Genomic DNA, 18808 nt, shown 5'->3' on the forward strand with positions numbered 1-18808 from the left:
TTATTTAATCATCCCAAAATTTATTTCCTTTAATGATGTGCTCCACAATAATTTTCACAATAATCGGAAACCAAAACAAGGTCACAAATGAGTAAACAGTTGCTAATATTTTTTTATCCCCAATCAATTTCACTAATAAATTCAAACTATCCAAGAGGTTTGATTCGAGTTTATCTAATTCTTTGCCATTCTCATACTTAATTATAGTGTGATCCATTACTTTTACTATACATTCTGACATTACAATCCCAAAGAAAAAATATCCACCATATATAATACTGATCATGTGACAACCTCCTCCGTATTCATCTATATAGGGTATTCATTCTAATTAAGAATTATTAATAGTTGTAAGGAATGGTCGCATTTAAAGAAAATAGTGAATAACAGAAACATTTTTTAATTTTCTATCCCTTACTTCTCCTTTCATTAAAAGACCGTTTTTAATTAAATATATTCCCCTGCCGTATAGTTTTCAACGATTCCTTTCTCAGTCAAATCCAACATAATTTTTTCAACTTTGTCTTTTACCGTCAGAGCGAATTTAAAATTTGGGTCTTGTGATAAGTAATATTGATAATCATAAGGTTGTAAAAAGTTTTCATCTAATACGTCAATTTTAAAACTACTATCTTCTTTTTTAACTGTGAGATTGAATGTAATATCCTCTTCAACTGTTTTACAATAATGCCAATATCCTTTTCTATACTCTGTGAAGGACAATTCTCTCATTTGCATATCATTTAATATGTTTACTTTCATAATTTTACTCTCCTTTAGAAAATTATTTAAATTGTAATTCCCCTTTAAAATAATTGGATAAAGCTTCATGAATATCAATACAGCTTACTTCTCTGCTCTTTTGTTCTACTTTTAAATTACCTGTTATCATTTGTTCATCATCATAAAGAATTTTAAAGTTAACCATATCTCTATATTTACCAGTAACATCACATAAAACAGTATTCACCTGATTGATAGTAATATAACCTTTCATATTCCCTCCTATGATTTTTTTGATTAAAATGAGAATATTATATTATTTAATTTATTTCTTTACTTCTTCTCTGTTTACTTCTATTCTCCACGCTTTATTCAGATCGCTAAAATTTCTAGTGATCATTTCTCCAAATATAAGATGTCTGTCGCTCCACCCCTTATTAACTTCATTATGTAACTGTTCTTTGATAACTGTGGCATCATTATAACCTTTATGTAAATTCGCTTTAGGATTCCATTCTTTATACCAATACCTTAATTCAGAAAGAGAATTTTTATTCCCTATACGTTCTAATGCATCACATAACAATTTTTTAAGCGCTCTTTCTTTTCTAGTCAAACCAATCATGTTTATTTTATTTTTATTATTTATTTTATTTAAATTCTTTTTCTGTTTTTCAGTTAAATTAAACTCTTTAGATGTAGGAGAGATTACATTATTTGAACTACTCACCACTTAACACCCTTCGGGTTGTTTGAAGTGGGAGATTCTTGGGAATAGAGCGTACTTGTTAGCGTATTTCTTTGCCAACAGAGGTTTCTCTTATTGACCAAGCTATCCCCGTAGATTCCTACGGTTCTATATTTTTTGTTTAAGCCAAAACTAAGGCTCTTAAACCTTCGGCTAGGATATTTTTGCTGGCATTTATATCTCTATCGTGATGTTCGTGGCAAACAGGACAAGTCCAATCCCTTATTTCAAGAGATTTCTTGCCATCTTGATGTCCACAATCGGAACATATTTGACTAGACGGAAACCATCTGCTTATTTTCACGATTGTTTTACCATACCATTTCGCTTTGTATTCTAATTTAGTTACAAAGGCAGACCATGATACATCAGAGATTGATTTTGCTAACTTATGATTGCGTAACATTCCTTTGGTGTTCAAGTCTTCGATACAGACAATATCGTGGTTTTTGATGATTTCTGTACTTAACTTGTTAAGAAAATCGTCACGTTGGTTCATTACTCTCTCATGCAATCTAGCAACTTTACGCTTTTGTTTCTGATAGTTTTTTGCATCAAGAAGGTTAATACCATTGTTTTTAGCATTTAACGCACGTCTTGAGAGTTTTCGCTGTTCACGTTTTAGTTTCTTTTCCATTTTTGATGTGAATTTCTTATTATCAATCTTGCGACCATCAGAAAGAATGGCAAAGTCAGTAATGCCTAAGTCTATACCAATAGATGATTCAGTTTTCTCCAATGGCTGTACTTCTATTTCTGCAAGAATGGATACAAAGTATTTACCACTAGGATTTCGTCTAACAGTAGCATTAAGGAGACGACCATGTACTTCACGACTTTTGGCAAAGCGAACAAGACCAAGTTTCGGCAATTTGATTTTGCTGGCTACAATGGCAATGTTATTGTTTGTTCCTTTAGTCGTGTAGGATTGTACTTTATTCTTTTTAGACTTGAAGCGCGGTGCTTTATTTTGTTTCTTGAAGAATCGAGTATACGAATCAGCAAGGTTTTTCAGTGATGATTGAAGGGCAATGCTATCAACTTCTTTTAACCATACTAATTCTTTTTTTAATTGTGTTAACTGAGCAGAACAAGAATTATAAGTTAATCCTTTGCCAGTTTCTTTGTATGTATCGTTCCATTGACCTAAAAAGCGATTAAATACAAAACGACTACATCCTATTGTTTTAGCAATTAAGATTTCCTGTTCTTTGGTTGGATAGATACGGAATTTGTACGCTTTGTTGACTAACATTGTTTCCACCTCACTTTAGACCTTGATTTTCAATGTACTTTTTAACTACGTTGATTGGAGATCCACCAGTAGTTAGTAAGCAAAAACTTCTCGACCAAAACATTTCTTTCCATAGCTTTTTTCTTATTTGTGGGAAGTCACGTTTTATCAGACGAGAACTTGCACTTTTATAAGCATTTATGAACTTTGACAATTCTGTATTAGGGTGTGCTTTGAACAAGATGTGAACATGGTCTTTATCATGATTCCATTCGACTAGGGAGATATTATATTTCTCGCCTAGCTTTACAAACATATCCTCAGCATAGTCAGATACTTTATCATCAAAGACTTCTCTACGATATTTTACAACTAGTACAAGATGGTAATACATTAAGAATACTGAATGATTATTACTGTCCAATTTCATTACAATATCAGCCTTTCTCTTATATAAGACTGATTATATCAATAAGGTATGAAGTGGGCAACAAAAAGCCTTTAGGCTATCGCCTAACCGACATTCATCTCCCCCTTATCGTTGGGCTTCGCCCTTCACACGATTGAAGAGGGAGTCTTCTGTCGGAATACAGATAAAATAATTCCTTTGTTCTTTTTGATTAAAAAGACAGGCCTTAGTTTGTCTAATTTAACGAAATGCCTGTCTTTTTAGGGTTCACAAGGGTTTATACTTTGCAATGAGAACTTTTCTTGTTATACTTGCTCTTGGGTATAAATTTAGAGACTACTGTTGGCTCAGTGGTCTTTCTTTTTATCATCTTCTACTTCTTCTACTTGCAAATCATCTATAGACCAATCAAACACATCTAAATCTTCATCCTCTCCATTAATATTGCTAATTTTTAAACTTTTTAAAACACTAACCTCATTACTTACTTTTTTTAAAAGTCTATGCAATGCTTCTTCCTCCGTCTCACCTCCTAACTCTAAAGCAAAATTAATAGTTAGAATCCCATTACCAATATACATTTTTATTTCCCCCTCACTGTTGTGTTTTAATCTGTGCCTTTTGGCGGTTTTAGCGAACACCTACAAACAAATGTTCTTATTTCTATTATACAATAGAAATATGGTAAAATCTATATTGCTAACCCAAATTGTTTTCTCCTTATTTTAAGCACTATACTATTTTAACAATTTTTGTTATCATATTTGTTATTATAGTGATTAGAACTTTTGTAGGAGGACTTTCTTATGATACGCAAAAAGCGTAAGAAATGTCTACTCCGATATAGGTTAGCCGAAAAACGCATGTCTCACACTGAGTTAGCTCAAATTACTGGAATATCAGTCACCCAGATATCAGAATATATCAGCAATAAGCGTGGAATGTCTTTAGATAATGCTGCAACGATTGCTTATGTATTAAACACTCAGATAGATGACTTGTATGATTGGGACATTACCATATCCGAGTAGACGCTAAAGGACTAGTCCTTTAGTACGATAGACTTTACTATATAGTAAAGTTGCGGATAGTAAGAAAGTTCGGGTTGCTATTATTTTACTACAAAAGGTAAGTAATAGCATCATCATATTTTGTCGATAACACAATATGATTGTCGAATCATCCAGAAATTTATAGTTTATTATCAAATTATTGACAAATAACTCGACAATCACATCGAACATTTTATTTTAATAATTATTTTTATTTTATATGTAAAATTCAGTCCATAAATACTGGACTAAATTTCGTATAACTTCTTGATGTTTTCTATGTTGACATCCTCTTTGATGCCAATAAGGTTGTAATCCATCTTGCCTTGCAGTTTTGATTTTTTATGCCCGAAATTTTGAACAATTGTTCTCAAGTCGTTATTTGTTAGCTCCCCTGTTTCTTCATATATATCCTTTCCCACTTTTATCATGCCACTTCTTGCGATATTTGTCGGCGTGAGATAAGGATAGTCAAAAAACTTTTTAAGCATTTTTACTCTAGTATAAAGTGTCATATTTCCGACTGGTGCATTTTCATCTAATACCCGACCATTATCAATAGATCGGATAATAAAATCATTGCGTATTAATTTCTTTTCTGGATTTGCTCGTTGAAAAACGGATTCTCCGTTATTAACAATGTATACAGATTCTTTATAAGCTTCCGTAATTATTCTTAAACACCTATCACTTACTTTTACCTCCCTTTCCATCTCTCCTCTAACTTTTATAATATTATTATCAAAGTCTATGTCTTTATAATGTAAATTTCTAATCTCACTCAGTTGTGATCCTTTCAATCCTTCAAATAGCAACCGGAAAACAACCTTGTCTTGTCCATTAACTAACTTCTTATCTTCTAGTTCTGCCAACTCTTCTTCAGTAAGAAACTGCTTTTTGCTATGGTCAATTAAACGGAACAAGGAATCTCTAGTTAAATTTGCAATTGGATTAATGGAGCTATTAGAATATCCATGAGCACTAGCCCAGTCTATATAATTTTTAAACACATTTGCTGCCATAGCTATAGAGCCTAATGATGGCTGAGCCATGTCTCTTAAGGTATCTTCAATTTCTGCTCTAGTAAAAGAATATAGGTCTTTCTGGAGCGCTCTTTCATTTCTTTCAGCCCCTCTTAGCTTGTATCTATAAATAACTGCAGTATCTGCATCATAATTTTTTAAAAAAGCTTCTTTGATTTTTTCGTTGTACAAATTAGACACCTACCTTGTATTTACTCAAATCAATATTTTCAAACACTTCTTTTATGTGTTTCCGTATCCCTGCTGGAGATTTACCTTTCAACTCTTGCCAATTCTCCTTATTAAAGTCGATATCTTTTACAATATCAGATAGTAACTCAATTTCAATACCCTCATCTTGCATTCGTTTAGCTAAGCAGACAAAACCATAAAACATAGTTGGTCTGTTAATTTCACTTTTATATCTTATCTCTTTAATATCGCTGATGAATTCATCAGGAAACGAGTAACAAAGATTATTGAAATACTTAGTCAAATACTGACCAGTTTTAATAGCTTGACCTCTATTTTCCATTTCAAAAAATTCTTCTACGGCATCCACTAAAATTCCGAAAGTAGTTAATTCATCAGACTTAACAGTATTCTCAGACGTAATCTTTTCTTTTAATTCACTACCTGACTTTTTAAGAAATTCTACAGCTACAGTAGATAACTTTTCTTGATCCATCTCCTTCATTCGAGAAGTAGTGATATCATTAAATGTATTAATTTCAACAAACACTTCTTTTGCTTCGGCATCAGTGAGATTCTGTATCTTTATGATAAACTCCATGTCTTTATTTGGATTTTCATGCTGCCCTTCAACTGTTGCTGTAAAACGGTGAAATCCGTCAATGCAGTCAAATAAAGTCCCTTTTGTAATGGTTAATTCTTTTGTATCTTCATCGTAGGAGATTTCTTCCCCATCATCTGAACTTCCCAGGCGGGCATTAAAAGTTAATGTCGTACTTGATAATTTCCCTTTTAAAAATCTGTTTTTGATTCCTTCGATGCTTCTTCTAAATATTTTTGGGACGGGAATAAAGGTTTCATCATCAACCTGTTTGACTTTGCCACTTCTTTGTACGTTAGGATTATATTGAATCTGTTTTCCATTGCTTAATAATCGCATTTCTGTTACGGATATTTTACCCGTATAGCCATCGTGCAACTTTTCGAAACTACTCTTGAAAGTATATGGAAATTTGATTTCTTCCGCCTGATAACCCGTAAAAGTTGTTTCAATTTCCTTCTTCTCTCTTTCATTATAAAAATGGTCTGGATTCAGTCTTTGATTACCCGTTGTCATGTAAAGCTGCACTGAAAAAACATACAGCTCTTTATCGTCTAGTTGTGGAACTTCCTTTTCGGGATCATTTAATACAGATTGAACTCTGCCTCCCAGCACTTTAAACTCTGCCATCAGATCCTTGTATTTACTAACCATATCTTTTTTTGTTTTTATTGTGGGAAGTATTTCAATCAATACACTCTCTAATTCTTTTCTTTCTACTTTCACAATGTGACACCTCTCTTCAAAAGACATTTCAATTAATTTTGTTATTAAATTCAATAATTAATACACTTCCCTTCTATTATACACAATATAAACAAAAAATAAAACAAAAAATTATAAATTCGAATTGAGGTTTCTTAGTAATATAATTTTCGCAACTTTATTACTATTAATTAAGTCCAATAACTCTTCTTTACTTAGCGATTCTAGAGCATCGCTGTTAAGAAATTTATCGAAATCTAACACACCTATTCTCTTGTATTTATTTTCTTTTATATATCTTTTTGTGACATTGAAATCTGAGTGACCTGCGAATTCCATTGTCGCATGAGGATCTTTTGAGTTTTCATAAAAAATAGTAATCGCAGTTCCACGTATGCTATGGAAAGAGACATTTCTTTTTTCTGAAATATTCATTTTGATTTTAAGTTGATTCATTAGTTTCGATATATGATTCTTGTTAAACGGAAATACTACCTCGTCATTAACTTTATTATCAATTAATTCTTGAAAAAAGTCTTCATCTACATAATGAATTTTCCTCCGCTGCCCTTTTCCTCTTAATTCGATTTCATAATCTCCTTCTCTTGTGAGAATAAAATCGCTCCACTTCAACTTTAAAATTTCTTGCTGTCTCAGTCCGGTGTGTAAAGCGAACTTAATCAGCAATCCTTGAATAATTCGATTTTTAAATCTAGGCATTCCCTCTTTGACCATTGGGGCAATCTTTATCATTTCTTCTACTTCTTCCTTATGGAGTAAGCCGTAATTTACTTCTACGCTCTTAAGCTTTTGCATTTTACTAATGAAGCTAATGTCTATATCGGCTAATAAACCAAATTCTATCTTCCTGCTATTTATATAGCTAAACAATCCAGTTATTGTCGTTAACTTTCGTTTTATTGTTTTATTAACCGAACCTTCATCCTGTAAATGAGCAATAAATTTATCAATATCGCTAACAGTAACTTTAAAATCATGTTCGATTAAATTTTCCAGCTCTTTTCCTTTTGTGATTTTAAAGAAATGTCTTATGTCACCCAAGTAGTTTTTAATTGTATTTTCGGATCTTCCGTTGCTCTTTAAATACATCATAATTATCTCTAAACAATTAACTTTATTTATATGGACTAATTGTAAGCTCATCTCTTTCATCCTCCTCAAAATTATATTAGGTTTATTATACAATTACATCAACATTTAATCAATACAATAATTTAATTATATTTGTTTACTTAGTAAATTCATATACCCTTTTATCATATTTCTTCTCGCTTCGCTTTTATCGATATTTCTTTCTTTTATGTTTCTCTCCGTATTTCTCCAGTACATCCCCTCATTCCCCGAATTAACAACGCCCTTCATAGAAATTTCCTGATATTGTTTTTCAATTTTTTTATGTACTAAATTAACTACTTTATTTTCCATTTTATTTACCTCCACTACTATATATACCTTATTATATTTGTTTTAAACATAAATATTACTTTTTTTCGTTTGACTATTTCTGACCTTTATCTGATTATAATATAACATATTGGATAGTGGAAAGTAAATAAAAATATATGACAAATAGCCTTATTTTTAATATTTTTTAAAAAAATAAGGCTCAATTACTTATTATTTTTTTATTTTTTATTCAGTAACTCGTTTTCTATATTCATAAGTAATTAGTTTGTCATTATGATCTATATCTATTTTTACTTTATTTCTAAACTCTTCTTTAATATCTTTTATAATTATTTTCATTTCCTTTTTGTTTTTATATGGCTGTGCTCCCATGTATATTAGTTTTCTTTTATTCATCTACCATCATCCTTTCTTAAAATGTGTAATTTATTGAATTAATTTATTTTTCTATTATTTCTCTAGATACTCTCTTGCTTCTCTTATTATCTCTTCATATTCTTCGTCCGAATACACTCCAGATTCTCCAATTTCTTCATTTGCTAAAATTTCTATTAATTTATTTTGATACTTAGCGGGTAAATACTTTAAAACATATTCACGAAAAAGTTCATCAACCTCAGCACCATCAAATGCTCCAGAAAGTCTTTTTAATATTTCTTTTCGTTTTCTACTCATTTACTCCCCTTTACTCTTCCTATTGGTTAGCTTTGTCTTTTAAATCTTCATAACATAAGATGTGTACCCACTGTTCAAATCCATCATATATTCCGGCTTGATCGATCATCTTATCTGTTGAATCTTCTTTGCTACAAAATGCACATACCTTTTTATTCATTGCAAGTCCTCCTATTTCAGTTTTAAATCTCAGCTAAATTATGATTATCGACAATCCATCTTTTTTCGCCTTCAAATTCTTCCCCATCCACACGCTCAATGATCATCCTATTATCAAAAGCACTAGCAGAGCCGACAATATAATATTCTGATTCCGTGTCTATTTGAGGCTGTTTGTTTGTCATAATCCCATAACCTAATGATCTGTTACATTTATATTTTCTTTTCTCCATTTTCGCCACCCTTTCTCAGTGAACTACATGACCGAGAAGCTTATTAAGAACTTTCTCGTTCCCAAAGTAAATCTTTTAAGACTTTTCCTTTTTCGTCAAGCTCGTACTCAAATTCACTTTTGCATTTACTACATTCAAGATAATCCATCGTAGTATCGTACTCTGAACCCATAGTGTGAATTTTTCTTTTAGATAAGGTGTTTTTTGATGTCAAAGGTATTCTATATACTTTTTCAGTTACCTTATAAAGACTTAGCTCTCCATCTTTACATTTAGGACACTTCATTCCATCCCTCTCCTTTCTATATCACATTATCACTCTTTAATTCATTAAAACTAAAATTTTAAACACAATTATTATCCTAGCTCTTTTAAATTTCTCATTCCAATTCATACATACTTCTAATATCTATACAGATTTCATGTGCCTTATTTAATTGTTTTTGCGCCTGCTCAATTGAATTAATATCCTGATCATTCATGATATTTTGGTTCGCATACCCAATTAGAAATTGAATTTCTTCGACTTTCTTTAATATGATCTTTGTATTCCCTCTAGCTTTCATTCTCCCCCACCTTTACTCTTAGCTTCTATTAACCATGTTTCCAGATAACTTTAACTTGATGCTCATTGCCTTTTAGACATGCTACGTCTATCACAGATCCATCTGCTAGCTCAAACTGTCTTACATCTTCATCACTTAACACAGCGGCATGTGGAGCTTCACCAAGCTTTATTTTACCCAGCTCTAAACTTTCTTCTATTACAAACATTGCGCCTTGTTTTTGAACAACGCATTTATTCCATTGAATCCGATCATCATTCTCTCCATTTCCTCTTTCTGCAAGAGAATAATTAAATTTCCGACTGTCCTTTTGATATGGCTCAGCAAATACATAGTCACCATGCTTTAAATCTAGCTGTCTGACAATTGATTCTGGGATAAACGCTTCAATTTCTGGAATGAAAGCTCCTCTAATCTTTCTTTCTATTTTGTACTTTTGAGTTTCTGAATCGGTTTCGTCTACTGCATCTTCATGTTGTTCTTTTATAACAAATCCAGAAAAATCTTCGTTATTACTATTTAATAGAAAATCCATTTCCTTATCAGTAACAAAATCTTTGCAGGTTGTTCCTAAATCACAAGGTCTTGAAGTATTTTTTGATGCCTTTTTATGGTCTGCATATTTTTTGATTGCAGTAAGCAACTCTATCTGATGTTCTAATTGCTGACTGGGATTTTCATCCGCTATATTTATTAGATCAATCGAATCTTTCATTTCCTTTTTAAGCAAATCTAACATTTCTAAATATATTTCCGTCATTATTTCCACTCCTATAATCGCATCTCTTGGTGATTTATTCATGTAGTATTGTACACGATTTATGGAGTTTATAGTATAGTTTTGTTTACGTTGTTATGAAACGATGCTTTTATTTGACTTTCTTTACTTTAACTCTACTGTTCATGCCCTGCACTTCTAAATAAAAAACACTGCCCTCTTGGAACACTTTTACATTTGGACGATATTGGTAATTGTATTGATATTTATACTCATCTTGTTGAAATATTCTCCCGTTAGTTAATTCAAAAAAAGTATCACGGTTTTTATATCCTCTACAAGCACCTTTAATTTGAGCTTCACAAAATAACATTTTAATCCCTCTCCTCACATAAAATGATTATTTCATCTTATAATTTCCAATTCGGTAGCCTTAGTCCAAAATCCATTCAAGCTTGCTGGCATTATCAAATAATAGCCATCCACTGTCATACCCTTAACTACACCTTCGATATCTTGATAATATCCAGTCGTTACTTTTACCCTTCTATCCATTAGGTTCATTTTTTCAGCTCCAGTCAATAACTAATAATTCCAATCTCTTTCAGACTTGAAATATCATTATCGACTTAATCATATTTCTTTTCAGGATTTTTAAAGCTTTCTGAAGAAGAAAGTGTTGTTCCAGTAACTCTTCCTCTCTTTTTCCAAGTATCCCCTTCTTTAAGCTTATACTCTCTGTACCTCTTGGTTTCTTTTTGGAATACAAACTTTTTTGGATCATGAAGGAGATTGTACATCTTATCGACAAACTTGATATCTAACTCCTTTTCTTTTTCTTCTGTCTTTATGCAATATGCTTTAATAACTTCTTCAATTCCTTCGCGACTATCTAGTAGTGACAATTGTCCTCTCAACTCTAAGAGAGTTTTTAGGGCTTTAATGTAATATGTAGTCTCCCTCTTAGTTGGTATCCCTTTGACTATTTCAGGAAAATCATTTCTAATCTTTAATATTAAACTCAATTCTTTTTCCGCATTCGAGAAAAACACTTGACTATCTTCTAAAGTTTCCGTCCCATTTAAAACTACAAATCTTTTTATGCATTCTGTGCCTACTTTTAGAATAGCGTTGGTATTTCGATTTACAATAGCCCAATTCCCCCTGTAATTACGAGCACCACACAACTCACAATGTTCAGAGAAATCTGCCGAATCAGAAGGGACAGATCCTTCAAGATCCCATTCTGTTTTTGCTTCCTCGAAGTCATTGGAAAGACTGTGTTGCAAAATATTAGAAATAACTAAAGGTCTTGGATCTGATTTAGGTTCACTTTGATTCATGACTATCCCTCATTTCAATTGAGTATATAGTATATTATACTCAAAATTTCCATTGTTTGAAATATTAAGAGGGGTGAAACACTCCTTATTTTTGAATCATGATTACCTTTAATCAAACTGACATTTCAACTAGATTTATGACTGTCTTTATATTCACTAACTGACATTTCTTTTAACTTTAATATATTGTATTTGTCCAATAAACCAAGCAATTCTCTCGGTTCTAAATGATCAATTGAACCAATATCAACCTTATCGATAATTAATCTCTCGTCAATTCCTCTATTAACCCACGTAACTTCTTTCATATTATCACACTCCTTCAAATAGATATTTTATTCAGCTTTTTTATTCACAAAGTAGAGAAATAATTCTTCAATTTCTAGAATGTTCTCTTCAATATTACCTTCATTGTTATTAATAAAAGCTAAAGCCTCTGTATAAGGTTCTCCATCAAACGGGGGAGACACTGCTGTTAAATTGTCAATTGGTACTCCATAAGCTCGTATAGCTTCATCAACCTCCCTTGATAACCTGTGAGCTTTCGCTTGTGCTTTTGCATATTGCCGCAGCTTCTGTTTAATTTCATATGGCATTGCTTTCATATTTAAATTTCACCTACTTTATAAGTTTGCGTTCAATTTTTACTTTCTAGCATATGATCCCATCTATACTCATAAGGAAAACCAATAAAAGAACTTTCAAACTTCTTTACTCCTGCCTCTTTTAGTTTTTCTTTTGTCCACACAGGCTTATTATTTAAGAAATGTCCTAATGTACTGAATCCATCATTATCGCCCATGTAAAACATTTGATTTAAGTACTGAGAGTTTTTTACATCTTTAACTAAGATTGCAGTTTCAATTTGAAATACTCTTCCTACACCACTAGAAATGTCATCTTCTTCTAATGGATAGCCAGTTAAGTTAGCGAAAACCACAACTTCTTCATTTTCATACATCTCAAAATAGTAATCGAAATTATTATCATTGAATTTATTCTCTATGATTAACTGGTCAATGTCATTAATTTTCATCTCACTAAGCTTTTCTATATATTCAACTTCAATCTCTGGCAGTTTCATATGAGTTTACTCTCTCCTTTTCGCATTAGAGCTTTCCTCTATAGTGTCTATTCTAAATTCGTATTCATTCACACGTTTATAATACATAAATCTGTTGTAGTCATCTCCCCAGTAATATCTACCTAAGACTTTTCCATTTTCCCAAACTTCTACATAGTAATCATCTATACTATGATTGTCATCATGTATAGAGGCTATTGCTTTTTCGAGATCAGTTCCTGCATAGATTGTTCTAGTTGGCTCATGCATATCCACTTCAAAAATTCCCAAATACACCTTCGTCATTTTATATCCTTCTCCTTAAAACTCTGATATTATCTGGCTAAAATCGATAGAGCGTTTAACTCATTTCCAATCCATTCATATTGAAATTTACTAAACAGTTGAATAGTTAACTCATAACCCTCTTCGACTTCTACAGCATCACTTATAACACCGATAGTTTTTGTTTCAAAGGTATTAGAAAGGTCTACTCTGTCTAATACAGGTTTATTTAGATAGGAAGATAGTTCACCATCTTTTGGAACTATCGTTTTAAACTTGACAAAGCTCATATTCTCCCCTCCCTCCTTTTCTTTAAAAGTGAAATTTTATTAAATATACTGCACCACCGCTATCTGCCTTGATTCCTTGAGGCACTACTGCTTCACTCTTTACTTTAGTCTTACTAATGCTAAATTCTACAATTGCTGTTTACATTTCTTCATCTCTCTGAAGTGAGCCTCATCTGAATTTATCATACTTACCCTCTTTCCATTTTTCTTTTGAAACCTGTAGTACGATTAACCATCCATTGCGAAATCTACATTTTTCATATACTTGGATATATTCCTCTGACTCAGAAATGAATCTTTCCATCAAAGTGCTCCTCCTCTCACTGTAAAATCATACTTTTAAATAGTTATTTCTTTCTTTTGCTTACTACTTCACTAACCCCTAATACGCCCTCTTTATCGCAAAAGATATTTGTAAAAGAAGCTTCAGTTACAGCTTCAAAAAGGTCGCTATCTATTAGCTTATTGGCGTAGTCAGCATTTTCAGATGAAATAGCCATTCCAATCCTATCATCTGTTTTACTTAATGACAGATATACTTTAAATACATAGTTCAACTTTTCTAAAGGATGCATCTCCCTCAATGTATCTGAGCTAACTGTATTAAAGCCTTTACTTTTGAAATACGGATCTGACAATAGAATCACCCTCCAAATTTAAAAATGGGAAATCAGATTTTATTCTTCATTACCTTCATAAAATTCATATTTTACCAAAAGTTATTCACTAAGAAACCTTTCAAAGTCTTCCATCATAGTATGTAAATATGAATGTCCACCGTCCCATCCAACGCTATTCAATTCCTCTTCAAGAGCACGAAGGTTTTCTAGAAATGCCTCCGCTTCGGCTTTTTGACCATCTAAGAATCCCTTATCATACTGTTTTAACTTTGCCATTGTTCCCCTCCTTCGCTTTAGTGTCGAATTGTGTATTAAAGTTCTTCAAATTCCCTCTCCTTATCAGCAAGAAATTCTTTGTGATGCTGTAAAATAACGTCCCTCACTTCATCTTTTTTCTCTCCAATTAAATACATTTTTTGCGGCTTTGTTGCTGAGGATAAGGTGATTTCATCAGATTTAAATAACTCTTCCCAGTTTTTTATATTTAATCGTTCGGTTCTGATTATCGACTCCAGAACTTTAGCCCTTTGTAACGTTTCCATGTCCATTTTCTCTCACCTTCCTTCACAAAATCACTCTGAAATACACCAGTTCGATTTTTACTTTGCTGTTATACATAATTATACCATTTCAGCCATTCGCTCAGTTAGCCCTTTATTCAAATTAACGCCCTCTAAATTCATCTTTTTTGTATATGTAAATCCTTCTTCTAAGTCTGCTTCTACGCATTCTTTATATTTCAATCCTCTATAGCTTTCATCATTAAACGGTATCTTATATAAATAACCCTCTACAAAATCATAAGCTCGTTCCTCAGTTTTAAATGACTCTACTGGCATGGATGAGAACTCCATATAGACATCATAATATCCATGTGCCTCTACAACCTTAGTATTATTAATATTAGCAATTTGCTCTCCTTTCATTATTATCACCTCTCCGAATAAGTCTTTTCTTCTTTCTTGAATTAGCCACTTTTACGAAGTGGTCAATTTCATTTTGATCATTTGCTTCAATAGCATTATTATATAATTCAATTTGTTTATCTGTTAAATATTCGACCACTTCTTCACTCATATTTATCACCTAATTATTTTATATTTGTTTATTCATCCGCACACTCGAAATGATTTTCTTGCTTCAGCTACTTCCATCATACGCATTAAGACATCTACAAAATCACTATCTGACCTTGAATGATCTTCATAAGCCATAGCAAGTTCTAACTGCTCTTTTGGTGTCAAATAAAACATTAATCCGTTAAACTTTTCATAAGTTTCAATATATTCATTATACGCATCGATTTCAATTTTCATCTCATCAACACTCATCTTCTCTCCCCCTTGCAATTTATTTCCTTAAGTTAATAATAACATGGTTTCCACATCCTAACAATAAAAATCTTAACATAATTTAATTTATTTTATTTACAAAATTCCAGTTCGAATTTTCGTTCGCTGTTATACGGTTTCGCGCTGTCTAATATCATTCAAAATTTCGTCTTTAGATCTTCTTACTCCAATTTCATTTATAACTTGAATTCCCAGAGAAGTAAAAACTTCTTCGAGAATAGGGAAGTCAACTTCATCATACGAAAACTTTCCATCGGTCGATGCATTTTGAATGTTGCTTAATAAACGTTTCAATAAATCATCCTTACTAATTCGACCGTCAACCATCCAAGCACTATAGAAGATATTACCAATAAATTTTCTTAATTTTATTTCTTCCATAAGCTTCAAATCGATCATTTTTTGATAAATATCAACTACCATACTCAGGATATTATATTTATCAATATGATTTACTGGAATGTCATATAATTCAGAAGCAAAATACTTTAAGTCTTGATCATAGTTAATTCGTCCGAAGTGTCCTTTGGTGTATAATATAAGCTGCTTTTCAAAATGATTAAGTTCTGTTTTCATGTTACACCACCCTTTAACTATATTTATTTTTAATTTCTACCATAACTAACATTGCATAGGTGAAATAGGATTTATCACCGAACATTTTATACAGCGTCATATAATCATTATATTTATCAAGAAGATCATCAATGCAGTGATTGTTAGATAGTTCAAGTTTAATTATCATATCAGCATTCACCAGCCTCATAATTTTATTAATTTGCTCCTGAGAAAAAGCTTCTGGTTTATTATAGTTATTCATTTTTAAGCTCCTATCTGCCTTCTTAAAATCAGCATTTTATTAAGTTTCATAGTCTCCACCTAAAATTTCATCTTTGGTGAATATAGGCAAAATCCATAGCAACCAATATGTAGTACTTTTTCTTTTCTGTTTTCCATAATATCCAACCTTTTTAAAATAATATTTTTCAGTCTTTCTTATCATGTTATCAACTCCTTTAAAGTTTTTTAATGCCAATAAATTCATCTGGATAAATATATTCACTTAAATATCTTTCTTTATCCCATACATCCAATCTGTCATAACCCAGCCCTTCATTCTCTACTTCTCTAACTTCCACTATGTCACCGTTAGACCATAGCATCTCTCCCTGTCTAATTGCATTCACATTAATAATTTTTATTTTTTCTCCTTTTTTGAAATTAGTAATTAACATTTTTGTCATCCCCATTATTAAATTTAATTGAAATTACATTTTTATTTAAAGCTGTTCAATAAGTTAACTTTTCTTTCCGCTTCTTCACTGCTCGCATAGCTATAAGGAGAATGACCACTTTCAGTATGATAGATATGATAGGCTCCGGTTTCATCTTCAAACTCATAATACCATTCTCCAATTTTCAATTGCTCTTCTGTTAATTTCATTAGATCTCCTCCTCTAAAATCCCTATTTTATGTAGCTGCTGTTATTCAATCTCACTTACTGATTCAGTCCAAAAACAAGACCCTGTATTGTTGAAATAAATGTCAACCTTTTCATTCTTAAAGAATTGTATTAGTAAATCATAAAAATCTGTCGTTGGGTTAATAATCTGGTCTTCCATATTCAAATATCTATCTTTAACCAACTTAATATCTACACTACTATGATTGGGGATCAGTCTTATACTACTTCCTGACTGTTCCATTAAATTGTTAAATTCATTAATCATTTCTTTTGAAATAACGCTCATCATTATTCCCTCCTGTTTTATCCAATCATTTTGATTATACTATGTCTTGAATATGTTCACATCGATAATTTCAGCAATAGTATGTAGCTGCTGTTATACACTTAATGATCGAACTATTCATTAACCTTTTTAAACCTTCCATTAATGTACATTTCTTCTCTTACATATCTTCTTGCTGATTGATACGAGGGAAACCAAAGGGCGTTTGTTGTTGAATCACTCCAATGGTTAGTGCAGATTGTAAAAAAGTCTTTTCTTACTTCTGTTATCGTGACAGTTTCTCTATCAGTTTCAATTCTCCATTTATTCAATTTTTACACCCTTTCTTAATGAACATAATCACTCTTATGTTCAATTACTATAAAATGATTCTTTTAATTAAATTGCTCAGACTTCTTTTTAACTGTTAAAATAAACTCTCCTGCAACTCCTTGCTCGTAAAAATAATTTTCAAAATCATCTAAGGTGTCAATTAATGTCATAATCATATGTTGTTCAGGCAACATTTCTATTTCAAATTTTACATGTCCTTCATCATTCATTTCAATATAATATACACTTCCCGAAGCTTTATAATGCATCATGGTATATTCTACTTCAGGAAAACGTTGCTCGATAATGTCTTTTGTTCTAAAATCAAAAGTATGAATACAAGCAACCATTGCTTGCTCTAAAATGTCATTAAAAGTGACTTTTTCTTTATCTATTTCCAAGAATCCTATTACATCTGCAACTTGTTCATAAACCCCATCACTTAGATTATAGATGTAGTTTTCCTCAAAATTATTTCTAGCATATTTTTGAATCATTTCTTCACGGCTCATTAGTTTATTCATTAATACCCCTCCTGATTTTAGATGCTATTCACCCGAAAACCAATCGTCTTCATCAACTATTTTAAAAACTCTGTCTACATCTGTTATTTCTAATGCCGTGATTATTGTATTGAGCGTATCTATCTTGATTGTCGTTCTTTTCATGTTCACAAGCTCACTAATCTTGGGCTGCGTAATGCCTGTTAACTGACTTAGTTGAGCTTGTGTCATGTTTTTCTCATAAAGTATTTCTTTGAGGCGCAATTTAACTTTTAAGTTCAATAATTGTCACTCCCCTTCGAAATATCTCTTAGCTGCTTCGAAAAAGAATTTTTCTGGCAGGGCATATAAAGGAAAGTCAAATCCTTGTAAATTATATTGCTCATGAATTTTTCTAGTTAAGCCGTCGTTTAAAATTCCGGTCTTTTTCCATTCCACTAATTCGTCGTAAGCCGCTTTTAGTTGCTTGTCTGTTAATGCTGCAATAAACTCCTCTAAATGTTTCATTATTATAATTCCTCCTTAAATTCCAGCGATTAAAAGACTTCGCTGTTATATGATTAATCATTAAGGTAGTCTGTATCCAATTCAGCATAGCAAGGGTTGACATCTTCTATATTTTTTCCTTCCGGTACTTTCCAGCATATAAAAGCCGGATGTCCGTCGATTGTTTCTGCTTTTGCTACATGTGTGAAACCTCTTGGACTGCTTATTTTGATTGGCTTATCAGTCATTATATATTCATCTTCTGCAATTGTATAAACTTCCATATTAAATCCCTCCCCTTTTGAGTTATATTATACCATTGTTGGAATAGAGGGCA

At 31.8% G+C, this 18808-nt stretch carries 44 protein-coding genes; 1 reads left to right on the forward strand and 43 read right to left on the reverse strand.

What is annotated here, in order from left to right:
- Positions 1–4: 4 nt before the first annotated feature.
- The 7 genes from ABMB67_RS07830 to ABMB67_RS07860 form a co-directional block, all read right to left on the reverse strand.
- Positions 5–286: a hypothetical protein gene (locus tag ABMB67_RS07830; protein WP_354571643.1), complete on the reverse strand. Its 282-nt coding sequence runs from the start codon at positions 284–286 to the stop codon at positions 5–7.
- Positions 287–447: 161 nt separating this feature from the next.
- Positions 448–762: a hypothetical protein gene (locus tag ABMB67_RS07835; protein WP_354571644.1), complete on the reverse strand. Its 315-nt coding sequence runs from the start codon at positions 760–762 to the stop codon at positions 448–450.
- Positions 763–784: 22 nt separating this feature from the next.
- Positions 785–997 (reverse strand): hypothetical protein, encoded by a 213-nt coding sequence (locus tag ABMB67_RS07840; protein ID WP_354571645.1) that lies wholly within the window; start codon positions 995–997, stop codon positions 785–787.
- 51 nt (positions 998–1048) lie between these two features.
- On the reverse strand, positions 1049–1453 hold the full coding sequence (locus tag ABMB67_RS07845; protein WP_354571646.1) for a DUF3603 family protein: 405 nt from the start codon (positions 1451–1453) through the stop codon (positions 1049–1051).
- A gap of 139 nt (positions 1454–1592) precedes the next feature.
- A complete protein-coding gene (gene tnpB / locus ABMB67_RS07850) occupies positions 1593–2726 on the reverse strand; it encodes an IS200/IS605 family element RNA-guided endonuclease TnpB (RefSeq protein WP_354571647.1) in 1134 nt (377 codons plus the stop codon).
- A gap of 10 nt (positions 2727–2736) precedes the next feature.
- Positions 2737–3135, reverse strand: coding sequence for an IS200/IS605 family transposase (tnpA, locus tag ABMB67_RS07855; protein ID WP_354571648.1), 399 nt, complete (start codon positions 3133–3135; stop codon positions 2737–2739).
- Between the two features lie 326 nt (positions 3136–3461).
- Positions 3462–3695, reverse strand: coding sequence for a hypothetical protein (locus tag ABMB67_RS07860; RefSeq protein WP_354571649.1), 234 nt, complete (start codon positions 3693–3695; stop codon positions 3462–3464).
- 225 nt (positions 3696–3920) lie between these two features.
- On the opposite strand from ABMB67_RS07860, the gene ABMB67_RS07865 reads away from it, so the two are divergent.
- Positions 3921–4145, forward strand: a complete 225-nt coding sequence (locus ABMB67_RS07865) for a helix-turn-helix domain-containing protein (protein WP_354571650.1) — start codon at positions 3921–3923, stop codon at positions 4143–4145.
- A 269-nt stretch (positions 4146–4414) separates the two neighbouring features.
- On the opposite strand, the gene ABMB67_RS07870 is transcribed toward ABMB67_RS07865, so the two are convergent.
- From ABMB67_RS07870 to ABMB67_RS08045, 36 genes are all read right to left on the reverse strand, one after another.
- A complete protein-coding gene (locus ABMB67_RS07870) occupies positions 4415–5380 on the reverse strand; it encodes a phage lytic cycle repressor MrpR family protein (protein WP_354571651.1) in 966 nt (321 codons plus the stop codon).
- 1 nt (position 5381) lies between these two features.
- Entirely contained in the window at positions 5382–6707 is a 1326-nt protein-coding gene (locus ABMB67_RS07875; protein WP_354571652.1) for a ParB N-terminal domain-containing protein, read from the reverse strand.
- Between the two features lie 111 nt (positions 6708–6818).
- Positions 6819–7850: a tyrosine-type recombinase/integrase gene (locus ABMB67_RS07880; RefSeq protein WP_354571654.1), complete on the reverse strand. Its 1032-nt coding sequence runs from the start codon at positions 7848–7850 to the stop codon at positions 6819–6821.
- A gap of 75 nt (positions 7851–7925) precedes the next feature.
- The gene (locus tag ABMB67_RS07885) at positions 7926–8132 is read right to left on the reverse strand and encodes a hypothetical protein (protein ID WP_354571656.1); all 207 of its coding nucleotides are present in this window, start codon (positions 8130–8132) and stop codon (positions 7926–7928) included.
- A 207-nt stretch (positions 8133–8339) separates the two neighbouring features.
- Positions 8340–8510, reverse strand: a complete 171-nt coding sequence (locus ABMB67_RS07890) for a hypothetical protein (protein WP_354571658.1) — start codon at positions 8508–8510, stop codon at positions 8340–8342.
- Positions 8511–8564: 54 nt separating this feature from the next.
- A complete protein-coding gene (locus tag ABMB67_RS07895) occupies positions 8565–8789 on the reverse strand; it encodes a hypothetical protein (RefSeq protein ID WP_354571660.1) in 225 nt (74 codons plus the stop codon).
- A 19-nt stretch (positions 8790–8808) separates the two neighbouring features.
- Positions 8809–8949, reverse strand: coding sequence for a hypothetical protein (locus tag ABMB67_RS07900; protein ID WP_354571661.1), 141 nt, complete (start codon positions 8947–8949; stop codon positions 8809–8811).
- A 22-nt stretch (positions 8950–8971) separates the two neighbouring features.
- Positions 8972–9181 carry a hypothetical protein gene (locus ABMB67_RS07905; protein ID WP_354571663.1) on the reverse strand — a complete coding sequence of 70 codons (210 nt, stop codon included), beginning with the start codon at positions 9179–9181 and terminating at the stop codon, positions 8972–8974.
- Between the two features lie 43 nt (positions 9182–9224).
- Positions 9225–9467, reverse strand: coding sequence for a hypothetical protein (locus tag ABMB67_RS07910; RefSeq protein ID WP_354571664.1), 243 nt, complete (start codon positions 9465–9467; stop codon positions 9225–9227).
- 94 nt (positions 9468–9561) lie between these two features.
- On the reverse strand, positions 9562–9747 hold the full coding sequence (locus ABMB67_RS07915) for a hypothetical protein (protein WP_354571666.1): 186 nt from the start codon (positions 9745–9747) through the stop codon (positions 9562–9564).
- A gap of 28 nt (positions 9748–9775) precedes the next feature.
- Positions 9776–10507 carry a hypothetical protein gene (locus ABMB67_RS07920; protein WP_354571667.1) on the reverse strand — a complete coding sequence of 244 codons (732 nt, stop codon included), beginning with the start codon at positions 10505–10507 and terminating at the stop codon, positions 9776–9778.
- 109 nt (positions 10508–10616) lie between these two features.
- Positions 10617–10838 (reverse strand): hypothetical protein, encoded by a 222-nt coding sequence (locus tag ABMB67_RS07925; RefSeq protein WP_354571669.1) that lies wholly within the window; start codon positions 10836–10838, stop codon positions 10617–10619.
- Positions 10839–10870: 32 nt separating this feature from the next.
- Entirely contained in the window at positions 10871–11029 is a 159-nt protein-coding gene (locus tag ABMB67_RS07930; RefSeq protein ID WP_354571670.1) for a hypothetical protein, read from the reverse strand.
- A gap of 65 nt (positions 11030–11094) precedes the next feature.
- Complete coding sequence (locus ABMB67_RS07935) at positions 11095–11808, reverse strand: hypothetical protein (protein ID WP_354571671.1); 714 nt, start codon at positions 11806–11808, stop codon at positions 11095–11097.
- A gap of 125 nt (positions 11809–11933) precedes the next feature.
- The gene (locus ABMB67_RS07940; RefSeq protein ID WP_354571672.1) at positions 11934–12116 is read right to left on the reverse strand and encodes a hypothetical protein; all 183 of its coding nucleotides are present in this window, start codon (positions 12114–12116) and stop codon (positions 11934–11936) included.
- A gap of 27 nt (positions 12117–12143) precedes the next feature.
- Positions 12144–12413, reverse strand: a complete 270-nt coding sequence (locus ABMB67_RS07945; RefSeq protein WP_354571673.1) for a hypothetical protein — start codon at positions 12411–12413, stop codon at positions 12144–12146.
- Positions 12414–12445: 32 nt separating this feature from the next.
- Complete coding sequence (locus ABMB67_RS07950; protein ID WP_354571674.1) at positions 12446–12892, reverse strand: hypothetical protein; 447 nt, start codon at positions 12890–12892, stop codon at positions 12446–12448.
- Positions 12893–12898: 6 nt separating this feature from the next.
- Positions 12899–13177, reverse strand: a complete 279-nt coding sequence (locus ABMB67_RS07955; protein ID WP_354571675.1) for a hypothetical protein — start codon at positions 13175–13177, stop codon at positions 12899–12901.
- 29 nt (positions 13178–13206) lie between these two features.
- Entirely contained in the window at positions 13207–13446 is a 240-nt protein-coding gene (locus ABMB67_RS07960) for a hypothetical protein (protein WP_354571676.1), read from the reverse strand.
- A 169-nt stretch (positions 13447–13615) separates the two neighbouring features.
- A complete protein-coding gene (locus ABMB67_RS07965; RefSeq protein ID WP_354571678.1) occupies positions 13616–13750 on the reverse strand; it encodes a hypothetical protein in 135 nt (44 codons plus the stop codon).
- A 43-nt stretch (positions 13751–13793) separates the two neighbouring features.
- Positions 13794–14084, reverse strand: a complete 291-nt coding sequence (locus ABMB67_RS07970) for a hypothetical protein (protein WP_354571680.1) — start codon at positions 14082–14084, stop codon at positions 13794–13796.
- 81 nt (positions 14085–14165) lie between these two features.
- Complete coding sequence (locus ABMB67_RS07975) at positions 14166–14342, reverse strand: hypothetical protein (RefSeq protein ID WP_354571682.1); 177 nt, start codon at positions 14340–14342, stop codon at positions 14166–14168.
- A 35-nt stretch (positions 14343–14377) separates the two neighbouring features.
- Positions 14378–14614 carry a hypothetical protein gene (locus ABMB67_RS07980; RefSeq protein WP_354571683.1) on the reverse strand — a complete coding sequence of 79 codons (237 nt, stop codon included), beginning with the start codon at positions 14612–14614 and terminating at the stop codon, positions 14378–14380.
- Positions 14615–14686: 72 nt separating this feature from the next.
- Entirely contained in the window at positions 14687–14992 is a 306-nt protein-coding gene (locus ABMB67_RS07985) for a hypothetical protein (protein WP_354571685.1), read from the reverse strand.
- Positions 14970–15143 (reverse strand): hypothetical protein, encoded by a 174-nt coding sequence (locus ABMB67_RS07990; protein ID WP_354571686.1) that lies wholly within the window; start codon positions 15141–15143, stop codon positions 14970–14972. The genes ABMB67_RS07985 and ABMB67_RS07990 overlap by 23 nt, the downstream gene beginning before the upstream one ends.
- Positions 15144–15175: 32 nt before the next feature.
- Entirely contained in the window at positions 15176–15397 is a 222-nt protein-coding gene (locus ABMB67_RS07995; protein ID WP_354571687.1) for a hypothetical protein, read from the reverse strand.
- A 129-nt stretch (positions 15398–15526) separates the two neighbouring features.
- Positions 15527–15994, reverse strand: coding sequence for a hypothetical protein (locus tag ABMB67_RS08000; RefSeq protein WP_354571688.1), 468 nt, complete (start codon positions 15992–15994; stop codon positions 15527–15529).
- Positions 15995–16007: 13 nt separating this feature from the next.
- Positions 16008–16238: a YodN-related protein gene (locus tag ABMB67_RS08005; protein ID WP_354571690.1), complete on the reverse strand. Its 231-nt coding sequence runs from the start codon at positions 16236–16238 to the stop codon at positions 16008–16010.
- Positions 16239–16277: 39 nt separating this feature from the next.
- A complete protein-coding gene (locus tag ABMB67_RS08010) occupies positions 16278–16421 on the reverse strand; it encodes a hypothetical protein (RefSeq protein WP_354571691.1) in 144 nt (47 codons plus the stop codon).
- Positions 16422–16434: 13 nt separating this feature from the next.
- Entirely contained in the window at positions 16435–16653 is a 219-nt protein-coding gene (locus ABMB67_RS08015) for a hypothetical protein (protein ID WP_354571692.1), read from the reverse strand.
- 41 nt (positions 16654–16694) lie between these two features.
- Positions 16695–16862, reverse strand: a complete 168-nt coding sequence (locus tag ABMB67_RS08020) for a hypothetical protein (protein WP_354571694.1) — start codon at positions 16860–16862, stop codon at positions 16695–16697.
- A 41-nt stretch (positions 16863–16903) separates the two neighbouring features.
- On the reverse strand, positions 16904–17170 hold the full coding sequence (locus ABMB67_RS08025) for a hypothetical protein (RefSeq protein WP_354571695.1): 267 nt from the start codon (positions 17168–17170) through the stop codon (positions 16904–16906).
- Positions 17171–17544: 374 nt separating this feature from the next.
- Positions 17545–18006 (reverse strand): hypothetical protein, encoded by a 462-nt coding sequence (locus ABMB67_RS08030; RefSeq protein ID WP_354571696.1) that lies wholly within the window; start codon positions 18004–18006, stop codon positions 17545–17547.
- Positions 18007–18030: 24 nt separating this feature from the next.
- The gene (locus ABMB67_RS08035; RefSeq protein WP_354571697.1) at positions 18031–18267 is read right to left on the reverse strand and encodes a helix-turn-helix domain-containing protein; all 237 of its coding nucleotides are present in this window, start codon (positions 18265–18267) and stop codon (positions 18031–18033) included.
- Positions 18268–18273: 6 nt separating this feature from the next.
- Positions 18274–18492, reverse strand: a complete 219-nt coding sequence (locus tag ABMB67_RS08040) for a hypothetical protein (protein ID WP_354571698.1) — start codon at positions 18490–18492, stop codon at positions 18274–18276.
- A 53-nt stretch (positions 18493–18545) separates the two neighbouring features.
- Positions 18546–18755, reverse strand: a complete 210-nt coding sequence (locus tag ABMB67_RS08045; protein WP_354571699.1) for a hypothetical protein — start codon at positions 18753–18755, stop codon at positions 18546–18548.
- Positions 18756–18808: the final 53 nt, after the last annotated feature.

The sequence above is a fragment of the Halalkalibacter oceani genome (assembly GCF_040544555.1).
Classification (GTDB): Bacteria; Bacillota; Bacilli; order Bacillales; family Bacillaceae_D; genus Halalkalibacter; species Halalkalibacter oceani.

Coding starts and splice junctions, on each gene's coding strand:
- ABMB67_RS07830 (WP_354571643.1), bottom strand. CDS start 286: ATGATCAGTATTATATATGGTGGATATTTTTTCTTTGGGATTGTAATG.
- ABMB67_RS07835 (WP_354571644.1), bottom strand. CDS start 762: ATGAAAGTAAACATATTAAATGATATGCAAATGAGAGAATTGTCCTTC.
- ABMB67_RS07840 (WP_354571645.1), bottom strand. CDS start 997: ATGAAAGGTTATATTACTATCAATCAGGTGAATACTGTTTTATGTGAT.
- tnpB (WP_354571647.1), bottom strand. CDS start 2,726: ATGTTAGTCAACAAAGCGTACAAATTCCGTATCTATCCAACCAAAGAA.
- tnpA (WP_354571648.1), bottom strand. CDS start 3,135: ATGAAATTGGACAGTAATAATCATTCAGTATTCTTAATGTATTACCAT.
- ABMB67_RS07860 (WP_354571649.1), bottom strand. CDS start 3,695: ATGTATATTGGTAATGGGATTCTAACTATTAATTTTGCTTTAGAGTTA.
- ABMB67_RS07865 (WP_354571650.1), top strand. CDS start 3,921: ATGATACGCAAAAAGCGTAAGAAATGTCTACTCCGATATAGGTTAGCC.
- ABMB67_RS07880 (WP_354571654.1), bottom strand. CDS start 7,850: ATGAGCTTACAATTAGTCCATATAAATAAAGTTAATTGTTTAGAGATA.
- ABMB67_RS07885 (WP_354571656.1), bottom strand. CDS start 8,132: ATGGAAAATAAAGTAGTTAATTTAGTACATAAAAAAATTGAAAAACAA.
- ABMB67_RS07890 (WP_354571658.1), bottom strand. CDS start 8,510: ATGAATAAAAGAAAACTAATATACATGGGAGCACAGCCATATAAAAAC.
- ABMB67_RS07895 (WP_354571660.1), bottom strand. CDS start 8,789: ATGAGTAGAAAACGAAAAGAAATATTAAAAAGACTTTCTGGAGCATTT.
- ABMB67_RS07900 (WP_354571661.1), bottom strand. CDS start 8,949: ATGAATAAAAAGGTATGTGCATTTTGTAGCAAAGAAGATTCAACAGAT.
- ABMB67_RS07905 (WP_354571663.1), bottom strand. CDS start 9,181: ATGGAGAAAAGAAAATATAAATGTAACAGATCATTAGGTTATGGGATT.
- ABMB67_RS07910 (WP_354571664.1), bottom strand. CDS start 9,467: ATGAAGTGTCCTAAATGTAAAGATGGAGAGCTAAGTCTTTATAAGGTA.
- ABMB67_RS07915 (WP_354571666.1), bottom strand. CDS start 9,747: ATGAAAGCTAGAGGGAATACAAAGATCATATTAAAGAAAGTCGAAGAA.
- ABMB67_RS07920 (WP_354571667.1), bottom strand. CDS start 10,507: ATGACGGAAATATATTTAGAAATGTTAGATTTGCTTAAAAAGGAAATG.
- ABMB67_RS07925 (WP_354571669.1), bottom strand. CDS start 10,838: ATGTTATTTTGTGAAGCTCAAATTAAAGGTGCTTGTAGAGGATATAAA.
- ABMB67_RS07930 (WP_354571670.1), bottom strand. CDS start 11,029: ATGAACCTAATGGATAGAAGGGTAAAAGTAACGACTGGATATTATCAA.
- ABMB67_RS07935 (WP_354571671.1), bottom strand. CDS start 11,808: ATGAATCAAAGTGAACCTAAATCAGATCCAAGACCTTTAGTTATTTCT.
- ABMB67_RS07940 (WP_354571672.1), bottom strand. CDS start 12,116: ATGAAAGAAGTTACGTGGGTTAATAGAGGAATTGACGAGAGATTAATT.
- ABMB67_RS07945 (WP_354571673.1), bottom strand. CDS start 12,413: ATGAAAGCAATGCCATATGAAATTAAACAGAAGCTGCGGCAATATGCA.
- ABMB67_RS07950 (WP_354571674.1), bottom strand. CDS start 12,892: ATGAAACTGCCAGAGATTGAAGTTGAATATATAGAAAAGCTTAGTGAG.
- ABMB67_RS07955 (WP_354571675.1), bottom strand. CDS start 13,177: ATGACGAAGGTGTATTTGGGAATTTTTGAAGTGGATATGCATGAGCCA.
- ABMB67_RS07960 (WP_354571676.1), bottom strand. CDS start 13,446: ATGAGCTTTGTCAAGTTTAAAACGATAGTTCCAAAAGATGGTGAACTA.
- ABMB67_RS07965 (WP_354571678.1), bottom strand. CDS start 13,750: ATGGAAAGATTCATTTCTGAGTCAGAGGAATATATCCAAGTATATGAA.
- ABMB67_RS07975 (WP_354571682.1), bottom strand. CDS start 14,342: ATGGCAAAGTTAAAACAGTATGATAAGGGATTCTTAGATGGTCAAAAA.
- ABMB67_RS07980 (WP_354571683.1), bottom strand. CDS start 14,614: ATGGACATGGAAACGTTACAAAGGGCTAAAGTTCTGGAGTCGATAATC.
- ABMB67_RS07985 (WP_354571685.1), bottom strand. CDS start 14,992: ATGAAAGGAGAGCAAATTGCTAATATTAATAATACTAAGGTTGTAGAG.
- ABMB67_RS07990 (WP_354571686.1), bottom strand. CDS start 15,143: ATGAGTGAAGAAGTGGTCGAATATTTAACAGATAAACAAATTGAATTA.
- ABMB67_RS07995 (WP_354571687.1), bottom strand. CDS start 15,397: ATGAGTGTTGATGAGATGAAAATTGAAATCGATGCGTATAATGAATAT.
- ABMB67_RS08000 (WP_354571688.1), bottom strand. CDS start 15,994: ATGAAAACAGAACTTAATCATTTTGAAAAGCAGCTTATATTATACACC.
- ABMB67_RS08005 (WP_354571690.1), bottom strand. CDS start 16,238: ATGAATAACTATAATAAACCAGAAGCTTTTTCTCAGGAGCAAATTAAT.
- ABMB67_RS08010 (WP_354571691.1), bottom strand. CDS start 16,421: ATGATAAGAAAGACTGAAAAATATTATTTTAAAAAGGTTGGATATTAT.
- ABMB67_RS08015 (WP_354571692.1), bottom strand. CDS start 16,653: ATGTTAATTACTAATTTCAAAAAAGGAGAAAAAATAAAAATTATTAAT.
- ABMB67_RS08020 (WP_354571694.1), bottom strand. CDS start 16,862: ATGAAATTAACAGAAGAGCAATTGAAAATTGGAGAATGGTATTATGAG.
- ABMB67_RS08025 (WP_354571695.1), bottom strand. CDS start 17,170: ATGAGCGTTATTTCAAAAGAAATGATTAATGAATTTAACAATTTAATG.
- ABMB67_RS08030 (WP_354571696.1), bottom strand. CDS start 18,006: ATGAATAAACTAATGAGCCGTGAAGAAATGATTCAAAAATATGCTAGA.
- ABMB67_RS08040 (WP_354571698.1), bottom strand. CDS start 18,492: ATGAAACATTTAGAGGAGTTTATTGCAGCATTAACAGACAAGCAACTA.
- ABMB67_RS08045 (WP_354571699.1), bottom strand. CDS start 18,755: ATGGAAGTTTATACAATTGCAGAAGATGAATATATAATGACTGATAAG.